Origin of the sequence: Anabaena sphaerica FACHB-251 (genome assembly GCF_014696825.1) — a bacterium.
Classification (GTDB): domain Bacteria; phylum Cyanobacteriota; class Cyanobacteriia; order Cyanobacteriales; family Nostocaceae; genus RDYJ01.
In genome coordinates this window covers 199301-216949 of sequence record NZ_JACJQU010000006.1, presented here as the reverse complement: position 1 = coordinate 216949, position 17649 = coordinate 199301, and the positions used below count along the sequence as shown (strand labels likewise).

At 38.4% G+C, this 17649-nt stretch carries 22 protein-coding genes and 1 pseudogene; 12 read left to right on the top strand and 11 right to left on the bottom strand.

The annotated features are described in order from the left end of the window. Positions 1 to 2: 2 nt before the first annotated feature. On the bottom strand, positions 3 to 431 hold the full coding sequence (locus tag H6G06_RS13350) for an NERD domain-containing protein (protein ID WP_199306686.1): 429 nt from the start codon (positions 429 to 431) through the stop codon (positions 3 to 5). Between the two features lie 35 nt (positions 432 to 466). On the opposite strand from H6G06_RS13350, the gene H6G06_RS13345 reads away from it, so the two are divergent. Then, positions 467 to 1249: a sulfite exporter TauE/SafE family protein gene (locus tag H6G06_RS13345; RefSeq protein WP_190560806.1), complete on the top strand. Its 783-nt coding sequence runs from the start codon at positions 467 to 469 to the stop codon at positions 1247 to 1249. 55 nt (positions 1250 to 1304) lie between these two features. Here the strand turns inward: H6G06_RS13345 and H6G06_RS13340 are convergent, their stop codons facing one another. Together H6G06_RS13340 and H6G06_RS13335 are read right to left on the bottom strand one after the other, a co-directional pair. Continuing rightward, complete coding sequence (locus H6G06_RS13340) at positions 1305 to 2843, bottom strand: amidohydrolase family protein (RefSeq protein ID WP_190560804.1); 1539 nt, start codon at positions 2841 to 2843, stop codon at positions 1305 to 1307. A 333-nt stretch (positions 2844 to 3176) separates the two neighbouring features. Beyond that, positions 3177 to 4520, bottom strand: a complete 1344-nt coding sequence (locus H6G06_RS13335; protein WP_190560802.1) for an LLM class flavin-dependent oxidoreductase — start codon at positions 4518 to 4520, stop codon at positions 3177 to 3179. Positions 4521 to 5181: 661 nt separating this feature from the next. Between H6G06_RS13335 and H6G06_RS13330 the strand changes: the two genes are divergently transcribed. Next, on the top strand, positions 5182 to 5469 hold the full coding sequence (locus H6G06_RS13330; RefSeq protein ID WP_190560962.1) for a tetratricopeptide repeat protein: 288 nt from the start codon (positions 5182 to 5184) through the stop codon (positions 5467 to 5469). A 213-nt stretch (positions 5470 to 5682) separates the two neighbouring features. Here the strand turns inward: H6G06_RS13330 and H6G06_RS13325 are convergent, their stop codons facing one another. Further along, the gene (locus H6G06_RS13325) at positions 5683 to 5919 is read right to left on the bottom strand and encodes a hypothetical protein (protein ID WP_190560800.1); all 237 of its coding nucleotides are present in this window, start codon (positions 5917 to 5919) and stop codon (positions 5683 to 5685) included. 82 nt (positions 5920 to 6001) lie between these two features. On the opposite strand from H6G06_RS13325, the gene H6G06_RS13320 reads away from it, so the two are divergent. Next, entirely contained in the window at positions 6002 to 6544 is a 543-nt protein-coding gene (locus H6G06_RS13320) for a hypothetical protein (protein ID WP_190560798.1), read from the top strand. Then, positions 6541 to 6924, top strand: coding sequence for a hypothetical protein (locus tag H6G06_RS13315; protein ID WP_190560796.1), 384 nt, complete (start codon positions 6541 to 6543; stop codon positions 6922 to 6924). Before H6G06_RS13320 ends, H6G06_RS13315 begins: the two co-directional genes overlap by 4 nt. A gap of 41 nt (positions 6925 to 6965) precedes the next feature. On the opposite strand, the gene H6G06_RS13310 is transcribed toward H6G06_RS13315, so the two are convergent. Then, the gene (locus H6G06_RS13310) at positions 6966 to 7619 is read right to left on the bottom strand and encodes an HAD family hydrolase (protein WP_190560794.1); all 654 of its coding nucleotides are present in this window, start codon (positions 7617 to 7619) and stop codon (positions 6966 to 6968) included. Positions 7620 to 7823: 204 nt separating this feature from the next. Between H6G06_RS13310 and H6G06_RS13305 the strand changes: the two genes are divergently transcribed. From H6G06_RS13305 to H6G06_RS13290, 4 genes and pseudogenes are all read left to right on the top strand, one after another. Next, positions 7824 to 8495 carry a glutathione S-transferase family protein gene (locus H6G06_RS13305; RefSeq protein WP_190560792.1) on the top strand — a complete coding sequence of 224 codons (672 nt, stop codon included), beginning with the start codon at positions 7824 to 7826 and terminating at the stop codon, positions 8493 to 8495. A 44-nt stretch (positions 8496 to 8539) separates the two neighbouring features. Further along, entirely contained in the window at positions 8540 to 9448 is a 909-nt protein-coding gene (locus tag H6G06_RS13300; RefSeq protein WP_190560790.1) for a TauD/TfdA dioxygenase family protein, read from the top strand. Positions 9449 to 9588: 140 nt separating this feature from the next. Beyond that, positions 9589 to 9828: pseudogene (locus H6G06_RS13295) on the top strand (redoxin family protein); the annotation flags it as partial. A 72-nt stretch (positions 9829 to 9900) separates the two neighbouring features. Further along, positions 9901 to 10146 carry a hypothetical protein gene (locus H6G06_RS13290; protein ID WP_190560786.1) on the top strand — a complete coding sequence of 82 codons (246 nt, stop codon included), beginning with the start codon at positions 9901 to 9903 and terminating at the stop codon, positions 10144 to 10146. Positions 10147 to 10224: 78 nt separating this feature from the next. Here the strand turns inward: H6G06_RS13290 and H6G06_RS13285 are convergent, their stop codons facing one another. The 6 genes from H6G06_RS13285 to H6G06_RS13260 form a co-directional block, all read right to left on the bottom strand. Further along, positions 10225 to 10503, bottom strand: coding sequence for a type II toxin-antitoxin system RelE/ParE family toxin (locus tag H6G06_RS13285; RefSeq protein WP_190560785.1), 279 nt, complete (start codon positions 10501 to 10503; stop codon positions 10225 to 10227). Then, positions 10500 to 10766: a CopG family ribbon-helix-helix protein gene (locus tag H6G06_RS13280; RefSeq protein WP_190560783.1), complete on the bottom strand. Its 267-nt coding sequence runs from the start codon at positions 10764 to 10766 to the stop codon at positions 10500 to 10502. Before H6G06_RS13280 ends, H6G06_RS13285 begins: the two co-directional genes overlap by 4 nt. 153 nt (positions 10767 to 10919) lie before the next feature. After that, positions 10920 to 12188: an MFS transporter gene (locus H6G06_RS13275; RefSeq protein ID WP_190560781.1), complete on the bottom strand. Its 1269-nt coding sequence runs from the start codon at positions 12186 to 12188 to the stop codon at positions 10920 to 10922. Continuing rightward, entirely contained in the window at positions 12154 to 12612 is a 459-nt protein-coding gene (locus H6G06_RS13270) for a MarR family winged helix-turn-helix transcriptional regulator (protein ID WP_027401245.1), read from the bottom strand. Before H6G06_RS13270 ends, H6G06_RS13275 begins: the two co-directional genes overlap by 35 nt. A 19-nt stretch (positions 12613 to 12631) precedes the next feature. Continuing rightward, complete coding sequence (locus tag H6G06_RS13265; protein WP_190560778.1) at positions 12632 to 13486, bottom strand: ABC transporter permease; 855 nt, start codon at positions 13484 to 13486, stop codon at positions 12632 to 12634. Beyond that, on the bottom strand, positions 13443 to 14297 hold the full coding sequence (locus H6G06_RS13260; RefSeq protein WP_190560776.1) for an ATP-binding cassette domain-containing protein: 855 nt from the start codon (positions 14295 to 14297) through the stop codon (positions 13443 to 13445). Before H6G06_RS13260 ends, H6G06_RS13265 begins: the two co-directional genes overlap by 44 nt. A 152-nt stretch (positions 14298 to 14449) precedes the next feature. Here H6G06_RS13260 and H6G06_RS13255 point away from each other — a divergent pair, with 152 nt between their 5' ends. From H6G06_RS13255 to H6G06_RS13240, 4 genes are all read left to right on the top strand, one after another. Continuing rightward, complete coding sequence (locus tag H6G06_RS13255) at positions 14450 to 14893, top strand: GNAT family N-acetyltransferase (RefSeq protein ID WP_190560775.1); 444 nt, start codon at positions 14450 to 14452, stop codon at positions 14891 to 14893. A gap of 63 nt (positions 14894 to 14956) precedes the next feature. Continuing rightward, positions 14957 to 15319: a DUF4365 domain-containing protein gene (locus H6G06_RS13250; RefSeq protein WP_242039690.1), complete on the top strand. Its 363-nt coding sequence runs from the start codon at positions 14957 to 14959 to the stop codon at positions 15317 to 15319. Between the two features lie 124 nt (positions 15320 to 15443). After that, positions 15444 to 16373, top strand: a complete 930-nt coding sequence (locus H6G06_RS13245) for a tetratricopeptide repeat protein (RefSeq protein ID WP_190560773.1) — start codon at positions 15444 to 15446, stop codon at positions 16371 to 16373. Positions 16374 to 16981: 608 nt separating this feature from the next. Next, entirely contained in the window at positions 16982 to 17524 is a 543-nt protein-coding gene (locus H6G06_RS13240) for a DUF2808 domain-containing protein (protein ID WP_190560771.1), read from the top strand. Positions 17525 to 17649 lie beyond the last annotated feature (125 nt).

Sequence of the window (17649 nt, the reverse complement as noted above, 5' to 3'; positions counted from 1 at the left end):
TATTATAGATTTATGAAGTTGTGTTTTCGTATATATACAATTAACATACCAATCACTGTAAAACATTCATTGAACTGACAAAGCGAAGCGAAACATCTAGCGAGAAGCTCACTTTTTCCAAAAGCAACTGCCACACGGTGATAAATTCTTGTACTCATTAATGGAAGCTTTAAACCCTGAGATCCGTCTTTCTGAACAACGTACTCAGCTTGTTCAAGCCATCGAATAGCACCTCTAATCTGCTTTATTGAATCTTCAATAGCTTTTCGTTGCCAGCGTTTCCAATCAACACTTGGATCATCTGTATTCTTAAGTTGAATATCTTTGACACTTATTACAATTACGTGAGGATCGCATACTATTAACACATCATATAACTCTTTGCCTGGAGTTTTTCCTTGAGGATTAATGGTAAAGTTATAGAATTGCACATAATCCAGTTTTTGTTATGGGTGTGAAGATTTAAATGCGGAATATTTGGGCGTTTGCTTGGGGTGCTTTAGTCGGGATTCTTGGTGGACTAATTGGTTTAGGTGGTGCAGAATTTCGCCTACCAGTTTTAGTTAGCATTTTTAACTATCGAACCCTACAAGCAATTATTATTAATCTCATGGTCAGCCTCGTTAGTGTCACTTTTTCCTTCATTTTTCGGAGTGGCACTATTGGAGTTGAGAATGTTTTTTCAAACCTGACCGTAATCATTAATATTTTGGCAGGTTCTCTGATTGGTTCTTATGTTGGGGTTAACTATACCACGAAAATCAACGAAAAAACTTTAAATCGAGTTGTTGTATGTTTTCTATTTTTTATTAGTTTTGTATTAATTGGACATAATTTTATTTTCAGTTTTCAAAGTTGGCAATTTCCAAATTTACTCAAAATTATTATCGGTTTTGTGGCAGGAATTGTGATTGGGATATTCAGCAGTATGCTTGGTGTCGCAGGTGGTGAATTGATTATACCTACAATTATTATGGTGTTTGCAATTGACATTAAATTAGCAGGAAGTTTGAGTCTGGCGATCAGCATTCCCACAATCATCATGGGTCTATATAAATATAGAAGTCAGCAAAGATTAAAAGAAGTGAAATCAGAGCAAAGATTCATTATTTTTATGGTTTTTGGTTCAATACTGGGAGCATTTATTGGCAGCAGTATTTTGAGGTATGTAGCAAGTTCTTCCTTATATGTAATTTTGGGTATCATTCTCTTCTTGTCGGCGTTGAAGTTAGCAAAACATAAGCATTAGGAAATGAATGTAGAGACGTTATATATAACGTCTCTATAGCTACTCACAAAGTCATTTACACACCTACCAATGTTTTGTTCTCTACTTGAGATTCGGTCTTAGGTAGTTTGGATTCTACTGCTGTACCTTTGAAGAAATCAGGGTTGGCTTCGGTGTAGAATTTATAAGGATTGCCAAATACATAGGCTTTGAAGTCAGCTTCAGAAATTACCCCTTCTCTGACCAAATCCCAGCTTTCAGCTAAAGGTGCGGTGAGATCGGGTACATCCCAGTGACCAACATCGGAGGAGTAAATGGCGTTAAGCTTGACTCCCAAGGGGTTGGCTTTATCGTTGAATGCGGCTGCAATGGTGCGATCATCAGATTCAGAACCAAAGAAGAAACTGTTCACCCAGCGATCGCGGATATCTTCAATTGATTGAATCCCTGCTGCACCAAAATCTTCCAATTCACTACCCACTGGTGAACGACTGTGACGGTTAAAAGAAGCTCCCAATACACTCTTAGTCAATTCTTCTTTGCTGAGGGAATGTCCTTGAGTAATTTCTCCACCATACTCTGCAAACAACTCGAACAACTCATCAGGATTAGCTAAATCTGGATTATAGTTTTGCAGTCCTTCTAAACTCCGTTTGGAGAAACGATCTACCAAATGAATGTAGACGTGAGCGCCCCAGTCTGCACCACCTTCGAGCATACCAACACGCAATTGTGGGAAGCGTCTAGTTACACCACCAAAGAACAATGCTTTCGCAAACGCTTGAGAACCATCGGCAAAATGACCGATATGGTTGTTCATGTAGTTACTAATGGAGGATCGTCCAGTCCATCCTTGACTACCGTAATGGGTGGTGATGGGTACACCTAACTCAACGGCTTTAGCCCAGAAGGGATCGTAGTCATATTCACTATCTAGTCCAAAGAAGTCAATGTAAGAGGCATATTTGCCAATTTCTGGGAATTGATCGGCTGGGTATTTATCAGCTATCGCCTTAATTGGCCGTCTCACACCACCAGGAATATTTGCAACTTTCAACCCCAGTGTTTTTACTGCAAATTCTAACTCTTCAATCGCTTCTTGGGGAGTAGTCATGGGGATACCAGCTACTACAGTTAGGCGATCGCTATATTTGCGGTAAATATCGGCATGATAGTGATTAATCGCCCGTTGCAATAATTGACGATTCTCCTTACTTGCACCAGCCGCAGCTAAGGCATTATTGGGAAATAATACCGAATAGTCTGATCCTTGCTCCGCTTGACGTTCATAAAGTAATGCAGGGAGAGTATAGGTAGCTAAATCTAAAGTATTGCGGGTAACTCTAGCCCACCAAGGGGAGCGAATTGTGCGGTTGTTCTGACGTTCTTCTGGGGTTTGTTGATACCAGTCTTTACCTTCACTCTTGGGATTAAGACGAGAAGATTCAGCTTTGCGTAATTCATCTACTAGTTTCACACCGCCGTAGTGAGCAATATAATCCTCAAGGGCAGGAGTAAAATCATTAGTGTGAACATCAGTATCAATGACAGGATAATCGAGATTGGCTCTAACTGCGGCGGAGGGAGAGCTTTTCAACTTGCTATATTTACTCATATTTTCCTTAGAAAAGTTACAAGACAATTTAGATCCCTGACTTCTCAAACAATTGCAGAATCTAAAAATTATGAATTTTCAAAAAATCAGGGATCTGTGGGAGAACGTGCTGTTGATTTTGACTTGGGTTTAATACGTGAGATTGAAGATTCTTGTCTTTTAAACAAGCTTAACTTTCCGATAGTTTGCATGGACTCCGGTAGGCTTTTAACGTCTGTGCTGACGATATTTTTTGATTTTTTACCCTTGAAAGGGGAGGTTTTAAACCTTGAATGAAACAATTGTCAATTGTCAATTATCAATTGATAAATCTTCTTCCGTAGTGCCAATTACTTAGACTGCTGCTAATACCTGTTGAAATTGATTAACTGGACGAGATAACCCCAAATTTTCACGCAAAGTTGTACCTTCATACTCAGTACGGAACAATCCCCGACGTTGTAATTCAGGAATTACTAAATCAACAAAATCATCTAATCCACCAGGAAGATAAGGAGGCATAATATTAAAGCCATCAGCAGCATCATTGACAAACCAGCTTTCTAGTTGATCTGCAATTTGTACTGGTGTCCCGATAATTGTCCAATGACCACGCGCTCCCGCAATCCATTGATAAAGCTCTCGAATGGTAAAATTGTGTTTGCGAGCAATATCAATTAATAAGGCCTGGCGGCTTTTGTTATCATTGGTTTCTGGTAAATCTGGTAGTGGTTCATCCAGAGGATAGGCAGAAAGATCCGTCCCTATCAGTCCTTGTAATAAAGCTAAACCAACCTGGGGATGAATTAAATCTTGTAATTCCTGATATTTGGCTTTTGCGTCTGCTTCTGTTAGTCCCACCACTGGAAAAACACCGGGCATAACTTTGAGTTGATCCGGAGTACGTCCATATTTTGCTAATCTACCTTTAACATCTGCATAGAAGGCTTGAGCATCTTCTAGGGTTTGTTGAGCAGTAAATATAACTTCGGCAGTTTTACCAGCCAGTTCTTTACCATCTTCAGAAGAACCTGCTTGTACAATTACAGGATAACCTTGGGGCGGACGGGCGATGTTTAATGGTCCGCGTACAGAAAAAAATCTGCCTTTATGGTTAAGTTGATGTATTTTATTGGGGTCGTAGTAAAAAGCTGTTTCTTTATCACGGACAAAAGCGTCATCTTCCCAACTATCCCAAAGACCTTTGACTACATCAATAAATTCGTGGGCGCGGATGTACCGTTCTGCATGAATAGGATGGGCTTCTAGACCGAAATTCCCGGCGGCTTCACTACTACCTGTTGTCACCACATTCCAGCCGGCTCGTCCCCCAGAAATATGATCTAAGGAAGCAAATTTGCGTGCGAGAATATACGGATCTTCATAGGTGGTAGAGGCAGTGGCGATAAAACCAATCTTTTCTGTCACCGCAGACAAAGCTGAAAATAGGGTGACGGGTTCAAAGTCTCCACCGAAGGCTGTACGACCTTCTGCACCAGGACGATGTTGTAAGGCTAAACCGTCGGCGAGAAAAAATGCGTCGAATTTACCACGCTCGGCTGTCTGAGCTATCTGTTTATAATGCTCAAAGTTGAGAGCGCCATGACTCTGTGCTTGGGGGTGTCGCCAAGCTGCTACGTGCTGACCTGCTCCGGGTAAAAATGCACCAAGTCTTAGTTGTTTTTGTTGTTTGCCCATATCAGAATCTAAGTAATATTTTTTACTACATGGATATAGGATGATAAAAATTTTCTGGTATGGCAGTTGTCATATATATCAATGTGACTACTGCATATTTATTTGTTGGGAAAGCTTTTTCAACTCCTTAGCCATAGTTGTAGGCATTAGTGTTAGTGGTGGGTTGCCGATTAAACTACTATATCTCGATTGGTTTATCGTAGATTAATAGTAGAATCTCATAACTCTCATGAAAAAGCAAGTACCTTTTAAGAAAAAATATGGTGAACTAAATTTGTTGGCAGCTAATTGTTAGAGATTCTAAGTATTTGATGAGTCTAAGGGTATGCAGAGTGGGCGATCTCGCCTCTGGTGGGCAGAACGCGATCGCTCAATTTGAATAAAATATATAGGACAAACGTACTTGTATTTAACTATTGAGTAAAAGCAAAGTAGCTTAAAATATAAGTATGAAAACTCCACAGTACAGGTATTGAATAAATGAAAATAATTTTCCCAACTTACGAAGGCTTAGATTTTTGCTAAACTAGAACTAGGTAGAAAACAAAGAAATTAGGACTTACGCATTGACAGGATCAACCAAATATGAGGTTATAATCAAGCGATAGATGATTATACCACTGTAATTCAAAAATTCCCTGGGTACTGTGATAGCTATTATATGAGAGCATGGGCATATACTAGCAAGGGCGATATGAACCTAGCTATAGAAAGTCTTGATGAGTTAGTAAAAATAAATCGTGGCTATTCTGATGCCTATATCTTGAAGGGTAACATCTACAAAAGTCTGAAAAAATATAAGAATGCTATTTCTGAATTTCAATTAGCTATACAAATATTATCTAAAAAATCAGTTAGAGATGATAAGGTCAGAAAATTGCAAGAAGAGATAAATGAACTTCAACAAATAATAAATAACAATCAGTGGTGGAATAAGAAGATTTTTTAGACTTGCTATACTACGTAATGTAGAAGATAAAATATTTGTTTGTATCAAAACAGAAAAATTGTCCATTGATTTTATAGTAAGGGTAAATATTAGCGATGAGAAAAAAAATAAAAAACCGCTTGTGGTATCAAAAATAAAATTGCTTTACCGCAAGCGTTTTACAGTTTTTTAATAATTCATTAAACAAGAGAGTATTAGAGGACTTTTTAATTTCTATTCTTTAGAATCTGTTGAATTTCTATATGTTACTTCTAAACTCAGTCTAGTTACTTCATCTTCCAACTGTAAATTCTTTTTTCTTCCTTTTTCACAAAGACTATCTATTATATCTATTAAATTCAAAGTCCAATTATCATCAATAAACTGTATCAAATCTTCTGGGTCAATCTCTTGTATTATCTCTTTGAATTTTTTTGCAATATCCAAACGTTCTTCTTTATTTTCTGACATATTTTATACCTAAACATATAAACTTAATTATACTAACATAAGTGTGATATGCTGTCAACAAGACTAAAATCTTCATTAACTGATGAATTCAAACTCGAAAGAATTGGTAATTACCAAACTTGAACAAGGATTACCCGCTATTACTCCAGCCTTTGGTGCAACATTAGCAGAAGCCTGTGCTGTTTGTTTAAACAATCAAGGTTATATTCAGGGTATAGAACTCACAGTCAAAGGAGAGTTTACCTCTGTTTTTAAACTATATTGGCAAGAGGTAACAGACCAAATGCTACGCTGTTGGAACGATAGCGAATATACTACAGAACAGGCAGCTTATGGAATTGCTTTTTTAATTATACAAGAACTTACGGACTATACAGTTATTGAACGCTCTCGCAGAGGAACAGGATTTGATTATTGGTTAGGTCAAAAAGGCGATAACAATGAGTTGCCATTTCAAAATGCAGTGCGGTTGGAAGTTTCCGGTATCCGTAAAGGCGACGACAGCCGAATAAAAGCTAGAATTAAACAGAAACTTGAGCAAGTCAGCCCCACAGATGGCACACTCCCAGCTTACATCGTGGTAGTTGAATTTAGTAATCCTTTAGCGTTCATAGTAAAAAAATGAGTCAGATTCAAGAGTTACATCAACAAGCTATGGATTTAGCCGAAATGGCACAAGTTGCTAAACTTAGAAATAACTTAGATTTAGCTTCCCAATTATCCCGACAAGCATTTGAAAAAGAACGATTAGCCGCAGAATTAATAACAAATAATTTTGCAGCAGAACCAACTCGTTCAATATTGTATCGTAGTGCCGCAACCCTAGCAATTGACTGTGGAGAAATTCACATTGCAGAACGTTTAATTACAACTGCTTTATCAGGAAATCCTCCATCTGAAATTGCCGAAGAACTCAAAGATTTATTTGTACAAATCAACATTCATAAATATTTTGCCCGTCGAGGTTTGGTATTTGATGAAACTAAACTTCAGATTTTAAGCTAGGAATTAGCTGTTAATAAATAGGTTTAAATTTGCTATCTTAATCAAATCAAAGGCAGTAATGTAGGAATTTCCTTTGGAAAATCAGCAATTAAATCAGCTTTATGAGTTTCCAATTCCTCCCTACTTCCATAGCCATAAGTCACACCAATTGAAGCAATATTATTTTTCTTAGCTCCGATGATATCATGAGAGCGATCGCCTACCATAACGACAGTAGAAGTTAAAAGGCTTTCGATGTCTATAATGTAGGAAATTAAATCACCTTTCACACTTCTATTACCATCTAACTCACTACCATAAACACCATCAAACAAAGGTGCTAAATCAAAATATTCAATAATGCGCGTAGCATAAATCTGAGGTTTAGAAGTGGCTACAAAAGTCTGATAACCAGCAGCACGAATAATTTTTAGGGTTTCGGGAATTTGCGAATAAAGTGAATTTTCAAATAACCCAATTGTAGAAAAGCGACTACGATAGAGTAAAATTGCCTCCTCCAGCAATGTGTCATCAGAGGTTTGCAATAACTGGGAAAAACTACTTTTCAGTGGTGGTCCAATACACCAATGCAATTCATTAGCATCTGGTGGTTTATAACCAAGCTCCGATAAGGCATACTGAATACAGCGAGTAATCCCCAGTTTAGGATCAGTTAGAGTTCCATCTAGGTCGAAAAGGACTGTGTGAGAAAGCATTTGTGTAAGTTTATATAGTTTTCAACCTTTGCAGAAACTCAATAGACCTCTCCGGAAATATGGTAGAGACGTTCCGCCGGAACGTCTCTACAAGGGTTTCAAACCACGCACATTAAATTACCACCAGATGTCTATTTAAGATTTGGGTTTTTGATGTCAACAAATTTCCCAAACACAAATCCTCATTTACTAAGGAATTTAAACATGGCTGACATTAAGATTTATAGTGCGGTTGTTTGTCCTTATGCTCACCGTACCCGCTTGGTACTTCAAGAAAAAGGTATTGATTTTGATTTGATTGAAATTGATTTGCAGAATAAACCAGAAGGTTTTACAAAAGTTTCTCCCTATGGAAAAGTACCTGCAATTACTCATGGGGAAAATCGAATTTGGGAATCAGCAGTTATTAATGAATATCTGGATGAAGTGTTTCCTAACCCACCGCTTTTACCTAGTAACCCCATTGCAAAAGCTCAGGCTCGAATTTGGATAGATTTTGCTAATACTAGATTAGTTCCTGCTTTTTCTACTCTGTTACGCAGTCCAGATTTCCAAAAACAAGAAGAAGCTAAACAAGAACTCTACAAACATCTAGAATTTATTGAAAATGAAGGTTTAGGAAAACTTTCGGGAGATGGTCCCTACTGGTTTGGTGAATCTATCAGTTTGGTTGATTTTACCTTTTTCCCCTGGTTTGAAAGATGGGCTGCTCTTAAACATTATCGTGGCTTTGGTATCCCTGCTGAATTCACTCGTTTGAAACAGTGGAAACACGCGCTTAAAGAACGTGAATCTGTAAAGGCGATCGCTCACTCCAAAGAGTTCTATATTGAGCGATATGCTAAATTTGCTGCTCCTGTGCCTGTCGCTGCTTAGTCAAACGCTGCATTTAACTATTCCTAACTTGAGAACACAGATTTATGAGTTATCAAAACATAGAAGTTAAACCCATTGCTGGACGCATCGGTGCAAAAATTAAAGGTGTTAATCTAGCTGAAAATCTCAGTGATGAAATCATCAACGAAATTAGAAAAGCTTTGGTTCAATATAAAGTTATTTTCTTCCGTGGACAAGAACTTGATGCTAATGGACAAATAAATTTTGCGCGTCGTTTTGGTGAAATCACTACTGCACATCCCACAGTTCCATCACTTCCTGGACATCCAGAAGTATTGGATTTAGATTATAGCCGCACTGTTGCCCGTGCGAATAACTGGCACACCGATGTTACATTTGTAGATCGTCCGCCCCTTGGCTCGGTCTTGCGGGCATTGGTAATTCCCCCAGCAGGAGGGGATACTATTTGGGCAAATTCGGTGACTGCATACCAAGATTTACCGGAGCATTTGCGTAATTTAGCTGACAAACTTTGGGCTGTACATAGCAATGCTTATGATTATGCCACAGCTTTTGATATACCTGAAGAAGTGAAATCTTACCGAGATGTTTTTACTTCAACAGTGTATGAAACCTTGCATCCAGTGGTGAGAATTCACCCTGAATCTGGGGAAAAAGGTTTGTTTATTGGTGGTTTTGTGCGTCAAATTTGCGGTTTATCTCCCACTGAATCAGCCGATATTATTCGCTTGTTGCAATCTTATATTACACGACCTGAGAATACAGTGCGTTGGCGTTGGCAAGTTGGGGATGTAGCGTTTTGGGATAACCGCGCTACTCAACATTATGCCGTTGCTGATTATGGAGATCAACCCCGTCGTGTGCAGCGTGTAACCATTGCTGGTGATCTTCCTTTAGGTATTGACGGTAAATATAGTCAAGCCATTAAAGGAGATTCTGCGGCATATATTCCCAATCTTGTAGCAGCTTAACCTAACCCCCTAACCCCCTTCCCTTTTAGGGAAGGGGGGAAATCAAAGCCTCTCTCCTTGTAGGAGAGAGGTTTGGAGAGAGGTTTTAGGTTTAAAAGCATTAAATAATTGTAATTGGAAAATTAAAGGACGTTTATTTTATGGCTTTAACACCTTCGACAATGTTACCTTTGGGAACTTTAGCACCAAATTTTTCTCTCCCAGATGTGGTTTCAGGTAAAACGATTTCATTGGCAAATTTTGCTGATAAAAAAGTATTAGTAGTTATATTTGTTAGTCGTCATTGTCCTTTTGTGCAACATATCAAATTTGAATTAGCAAAATTAGGACAAGATTACAAAAATAGAAATGTGGGTATTTTAGCAATTAGTTCTAATGACAATATCCGCAATGATGAACGTTTTCAAGCATTGCTGCAAGAATAAATAATCAGATTATGAGGATAAATCAACATGAAGGTTAGAGGAATAAAACGCGGTCAAAATATTGAGTTATTAGAACAAATTAATAACATTCCAGATGGAACAGAAATAATAATTGACTTAGAATTTATTGAAAAGCAAATACCAAAACCAAAACTACATTTAACAGAAGAGGAAAGATTAGCTAAATTAAATAACTTATTTGGCACGTGGAAAAATCAACCAGATTTAACAGAAATATTTGCAGAAATTGACCAACAACGCCATACTTACTAAGGTAGAGCAGAGACTTCCAAAATACTTGGATTAACTTTCGCATAAAAAGCCCGTATAGTCTCTATCTAGTTTCAGTTTTTACCCAAAATCACGAAACTCCTTACCGTGCCATATTCTTAATACAAAAATCGCATCCTCAAGACGTAAATATCGCACAACATAATCACCAGCTACAAGTTCACGGACATTTTCAAACTCCGGTATAGAACGCCCTATATCGGGATGCAGTACAATTTTTGCGATCGCTTGTCGCAGCCGCAGAGATATGCGTTCTGCCGCTTTGGGATTATGAACTGCGATAAACTCCCGTAGCCGAATCAAATCTTGAACTGCACTTTCCGAAAACTCTAATTTCATAGCAAAGGAGCCTTAGTTTCCGCAGCAGTTCCCCAAGTTTCCAACCATTTCATCACCTCTTCTCCTGATACTACACGACCGGCTTCAATATCAGCTAAAGCTTCTTGAGTTTCTGCCAATATCCTTTCTTTAAGTTCTTCTTGCTCAATATACCGACGAAGAGCATCATTAATTATCCAACCTTTAGAACGCTTAGTACGGTTAGCAGTGGTCTCAAGTTTCTCTTGTAAGTCATCATCAAGCCGAAAACTCGTGGTACTCATGAAATTACCTCAATAATGCACAATATTATATTGCATTATTTTTAATATAATTCATTATTCATCAACTTTCAACCAGAGAAGTAATGAATAGTTCATTCCTTAGACTCCTTCTTCCTCTCTGTGACTCTGCGCCTCTGCGTGAGACTATTTCCCCTATAAATCCTCATGCAACGCCCCCAACTTCCTAATCTCCGGCCAAATCGCCGCCGTAGCAACCACCACCAAAATCGTTCCAATACCCCCACCAACCACAGAAAACACCGGTCCAAATAAAGCCGCAGTCAAACCAGACTCAAAACCCCCCAACTCATTAGAAGCACTGATAAATACACTATTGATAGCCGCAACACGACCCCGCAAATGGTCAGGAGTGCGAATTTGCACCAAAGTATGACGAATCACCACGCTAATGCTGTCTAACGCCCCACTTAATGCCAACATCAACAACGACAACCACACCCAACGAGATAACCCAAAAATAATTGTCACAATCCCAAACCCAACCACAGACCAAAGTAAGGCTGGCCCAGCTTTGCGGATAGGTGGCAAATATACCAACAATGCTGCCATAATCAATGCACCTATTGATGGGGCTGCTTGTAAATAGCCCAATTCCACAGGCCCAACGTGCAAAATATCTTTAGCAAAAACGGGTAATAATGCCACTGCACCACCCAACAAAACAGCAAATAAATCTAGGGTGATAGCTGCGAGAATGAGTTGATTATTCCAAACAAATTCAGCCCCAGCAGCTAGGGTTTTCAGGGATATTGGTTCTTTCTTAAAGTTGGTTTTTTGGGGTTTAATGGCTGCGGTGAGGAAAAAACATGATAGTGCAGCGATCGCCGATAATATATATACTCCCGTCGCACTCTTAAAAACAGCAATACTCAATCCTCCCAAAGCTGGACCAATTACCGACGCTAATTGAAAACTACTACTATTCCAAGTCGCTGCATTGGTAAAAGCACTCATCGGTATTAACTGCCACATCAGCGCATCACCCGCAGGCTTGAGAAATGCCCTAGCTACACCTGTTAATAATAAGCAAGCATAAATTAGAAAAACTGCACCTTGATAATAGGAAATAGCCGCTAAAGTTAGAGAACAAAACATTAATAGCAGCATTGCCAATAAAGTAATCTTTTTGCGATCGCTTTTATCAGCAACGTGTCCCGTAATCAAAGTTAGGGCAATCATGGGTAAAACCTGCGCCAGACCGATTCCACCTAACGCCATCGGTGAATTTGTCCGCTCATATAGCTCCCAGCCGAGCGCGACGGTCTGCATTTGTCCACCTGTGAAGAGGACTACACGCCCAATGGTAAATAGCCGATAATCTCGAAATATCATGGCTGCCAAAGGATCGTGTTGTGCAGCCTTATTGTTATGGTGAGTTGGTTTCTGTTTGCTCGAAGACATTTTTTAGTAGAGTCAAGCCTGATTCAATATGTGATACTTGCTCTGGTGTCAAACCCTCCAGAATCTCCGCAATTTCTCCGCGAGTTTTTTCCTGGGATTGCTCTAAAAGCAGTTTTCCTTCTCTCGTCAAATTCAGGACTACTCGTCGTCGTTCTTGAGGATTATCTGTCCGTTGCACCAGATTTCGTTGGACTAATTTTTCTATAGTTGTTGATGCTGTAGCACAGGTGACACCTAAATGATCTGCTACCTCAGACAAGGAAGCACCAGGATTGCGATTCAGAAAAGCGAGTGATCGCAATTGTGGTATAGATAAAGAGTCAGAACTGTGCGATCGCATTTCGGCTCGGATAAACCGCATCAATAAGGGGACTGTTTCCATCACCCTTGCGGCACATTCTTCAGAGGGTTTATCCAAACTCATAAGATCGTTTTTCTCCAGATTACATTGCCACCCGTGGATAAAGTCGGCCACAGATGTAGGTTAAACCTATTAATGTTAGCAAGAGAATTGTACAATCTAACCCGAACCCATAGATACTTGAGCCATTGGCCAGCATTGCACCCCGTAAAGCATCCACTTCATAAGTCAAAGGATTAATGTGAGAAATGACCTTTAACCAACCGGGCATCAATGAAATAGGATAGATCGCATTACTGGCAAAAAATAACGGCATGGTGATTAATTGTCCAATTCCCGTAAACCTTTCCCGTGATTTTACCAAACAACCGATAATGAGTGAAAAAGTGCAGAAACAACCAGCACCTAAAAACACAATCAAAACTACTTGCAAGAAAGCCAAAGGATTGTGATTTAAGTTTACACCTAACAACAAAGCTAACAGGTAAATAAACACCACTTGGGAAAAACAACGCACACCAGAAGCAATACCTTTACCCAAAACAATGGCTGCGCGGGGTATAGGTGCAGCGAGAAATTTATGAACAATACCTAGATCACGTTCCCAAATTAACGTCATTCCCCCGGCAAAAATAGCGACGAACAGCGCACTTTGAGCCAAAATACCAGGAGTCATAAAATCCAGGTAAGGTAAATTACCTGTAGGGATAGCGCGAGTCCGGGTAAATACTTGCCCAAATATCAGCAGCCATAAAGCCGGTTGCACAGCCCTGATCACTAAATCACTAGGATCATGGCGGAGTTTCCGCACTTCCAATTCAGTAATTACCAGGGTTTTAGTAAATAGTTCTTTGATGCCAGAAAAAATCCCTTTGGGGCGATTATATCTGGGTTCAGCCCAACCGTTGAGTGGTACGTCTGGTTCTTGCAGTTTCACTGTAACTCACTCCTGATACTAATTGATTTCCTGCGTAGTGGATGAAGACATCATCTAAAGTTGCTTCTGGGTTGCCGATAGCGGCTTTTAAGTCTGCGGGTGAACCAGTGATAATTTCTTTACCTTGGTTCATAATCACCACTTGATTGCAAAGATTATCCGCTTCTTCTAAAAAGTGGGTAGTTAAAAAGATGGTTGTACCGTATTCTCTACGAAGTTGCTGTACAAGTTGCCATACTTGTGTTCTTGCAACTGGATCTAATCCGACTGTTGGCTCATCTAGAAATAAGATTTGGGGTTGATGTAAAATGGCTTGGGCAATTTCCAGTTTCCGAATCATTCCCCCAGAGAAGGTTCTCACTAAACGATGTGCTACATCCTCTAAACCCATAAATTCCAGCACTTCCGCGATTTGCTGTTTTCTGCGTCGAGGGGGAATATCATACAATTTAGAGAATATTAACAGATTTTCATAACCTGTTAAAGTCCCATCTGCCGATAAAGCCTGGGGTACATAACCTATGACTCTTCTGACTGCATCAGGTTGACGAGTCACATCATAACCGGCTAAGTATGCTTTCCCGCTACTGACTGGTAGCAAGGTTGTTAACATCTTAATTACTGTACTTTTTCCCGCACCGTTGGGACCGAGTAAACCAAAAACTTCTCCAGATGCAACGGATATATTTAAAGTATCAACGGCTGTTGATTTTTCAAAGCGGCGCGTCAGTTCCAAGGTTTGCAATATTACTGACTTTGGAACTTGTGCAGGTATTTCCGCAGATTCTATTCTTCCCGTAAGTTTCGTCACGAGTAGGATTTACTTCCTTTTTCAAATATTTAGTTTATCTAAATATTAGTTTTACATATTTCTGCTAAAAGTCAAGACCCTGTTTTGTTTCTCGATGTTTACAGCTTGCTACATCATAGGTATAAACTGTATAGAAGTGATGAGGAGACTCAATGGAAATTTTCTTAGCTAATATTAATCATCTTGAAAGTGTTTCAGTCCTATTTGATCGGTATCGTATTTTTTACAATCAGGCATCAAACCTTGAAGCGGCCAAGAAGTTTCTCAAAGAACGTTTTGAGAATAATGACTCAGTAGTATTTGCAGCTACTGACAATGGGGAATTAGTTGGATTTACTCAGCTTTATCCCAGCTTTTCTTCAGTGTCGATGAAACGAGTATGGATATTGAACGATTTGTATGTGGAAGAGTCATATCGTCGGAGGGGAATTGCAAAGTTATTAATGAGTGTTGCAGAAGAATACGCAAAACAGAGTGGAGCAGTTAGAGTAATTTTATCTACTCAAATTTCTAACATAACCGCGCAAAAACTCTATGAAGCAAGAGATTACATTAAGAATGAAGAGTTTTACAATTATGCTTTGCCGTTGCAGTAGAAACCTGAAACAATATCTGTATTTTTTCAGTATAATTCACCAAGGTTTAGGTAAAGTTAATTAATGGCAAAAAAGAAACGACCTAGAGAACATATAATAGCAGATTTGAGCGTAAATCATGTTGAACGATATGTGTTTTTATGTGGTTATTCCGTAGAAAGAGTTGAGTATGATTATGGGTTTGATTTAATTCTTTTCACATATAATATAAATAGTGAAATTGAAAACGGTCAAATTTACTTACAATTAAAAGCTACAGATTCTCTCAGAACACTTGCAGATAAAGAAACTATTGCTTTTAGCATAGCGCGTTCGGATTTAGAATTGTGGTTATTTGAGCCTATGCCGTGTATTCTAATTGATTGCTCAGGAGTTAATTATGCAATTAGATCCACTGTTCAAACAACTGTTGTGGATAAATTTTAACCCTTACAAATTTACCCTACTTGAGCAATTACCTATCCAATCTCTTGAGGTGTTGCATCTGTAGGCTTAAATTTTCTTATTCACATTCTATCTAAAAATATCGCTAGAGTAAATTTAAACCAATATGGACTGGACAACACCACTCAAGGCACAACAGACTGATTTTATTCAAAGACTTAAATCTGCTAAATTACTCCATTGGGACGAAAAAGGTCAGCATAGTGAATTAACTGTCATTTCTGATGAGAGATCAAAGCCATTACGAAATTTTTGCTGGGAGATGATCAGAAAGTATAAACCAAATGATCCCCAAAATTACTTTATCAACAACATGAAGGGGAAGTTGGGTGAGGAAGTTGTTAAATCCCGTTTAGCTGATTTTGTCACGGAAGTTGACTATGAAAAGCACATTGGTGGTGATGGAAAAGTTGATTTTACCTTAACTTCTGACTCATCAATTGGTATTCAGGTTAAAGCCCGTAATGGCAACTTTGATAAAATTCAATGGTCAATTAGTCAAGAAGAAATTGAAAAAAATTCTGTTCTAGTTTGTATTTTAATTCAAGAAGAAGTCAGCGAGGCTCAGGCTGAATACAATCTGATTTTGGCGGGATTTTTACCAACAAATATGATTACTTTGTCTGCTGGTAAAGCCTTGGTGGGAATAGATGAATTGCCTTATTCTGGGGGTTTACGCAGCTATTTAGAGAGTTTGACATCTTCTGAAGCTGACGAATATATGCGACTGGGTAATGAGTGTCTTGAGAAAGAAGATTATCACAATGCTATTACTTATTATACTCAAGTATTGCAACTGAAACCAAATAATAAAGATGCTTATTTTTACAGAGGTCTTGCCCGTTATTATCTAGGAGATAAGCAGGGTGCTATTGAGGATTGGACTCAGGCTATCAAGATTGATCCTAACTTGGCCTTAGCTTACTTCATCCGAGGAAATGCCCGTGATGATTTAGCAGATAAGCAGGGTGCTATTGAGGATTACACTCAGGCTATCAAGATTGATCCTAACAAAGCGTTCTATATTAGGAGATAAGCAGGGTGCAATTAAAGATTTCCAAACAGCCGCAAATATACAGCATTTTGTGTAACAATTTGGTACAAAATGAAATCCTAGACCCGTTGTCCCATAAACCTTGTAGGTATTGAGGTGTGGTACTTTAAAAAGAAAAGTGCTGTATATCAAAAAAAAGGTAAAGAAATAGACTATCAAGAGGCTATGCAACAAATCAGAAAAATTAACAAATAATGAATATAAGTTAAGCCAGGTACGAAAGATCCCCGACTTCTTAATTCAATTTTTTGTAAATAATGAAGATCATTCAAAGAAGTCGGGGATCTAAATCCGTCGGTTTCATTTTCTTCTCTCCTTCTTTTTTCCTTTGCGCCTCTGCGTGAGATAAAAAACATAAAATTACTTAACATTTATTAATAAAATTACCCAAACAACAATGAGAGAATCTGACTTAATTTAGTTAAACGAGTGGTATTGCAATATAACCTCTCATTTAGTCTACTTAATCAGATAGGAATTAGGACAATTAAATTTAACTAATATGTGTAATTATTAGTGACTTACACTTGCTAAACTGAAAGGGTGTAATTCAATAGAAAAACCTATTTAAAATATCAAATCCTAAAAATATGAACAGCTTCAAAACTCTGTGTAAAACCCTAGCTATTAGTACAGGAATCTTTTTGCTATCTATGCCTAGTACCTACGGGATACCACCAAAACCGTTGTTAACTGCCAAAACAACTTACAATCAAACAGGTTCTTGGGACGCAACTTATTATTTTACAATCAAATTACCAGAATCTCTGGCTAATTGGCAATTACAACAATTTGTTTTGACACAAATAGAAGGTGTAGAAAATATTGAATTCAATCAAAAAAACAGTTTTGCTTTTGTAGAAACAAGTGGACAAAAAGAAAAGCTAGGTATTACCCTAGCTAAAAGTCCAAATCAACCGCAAACTGTGATTGTTACTTTTGATCAACCAGTTTCTTCAAGTAAAACAATTACCATCGGTTTGAAACCTTTTTATAATCCTACCAGCGAAGGTATTTATCTATATCGAGTTCATGTTATTTCCTCTGGTGAAAAGGCAAATAATTTAGTTGTGGGAACTGCTCGGTTGCAATTTTACAATAATTTTGATGATCACATATTTTACCACTGGTAAAAAGTGTAGTAATTGCTGATTTAAAGCTTCTAACATGGGTGTCACTGCGGGAAATTCAGTCCAAGTCACAGAAGCACCAGAAGCTTTTAAAGCTTTTTCTAATTACCCTTTTGCTTTTAATGCGT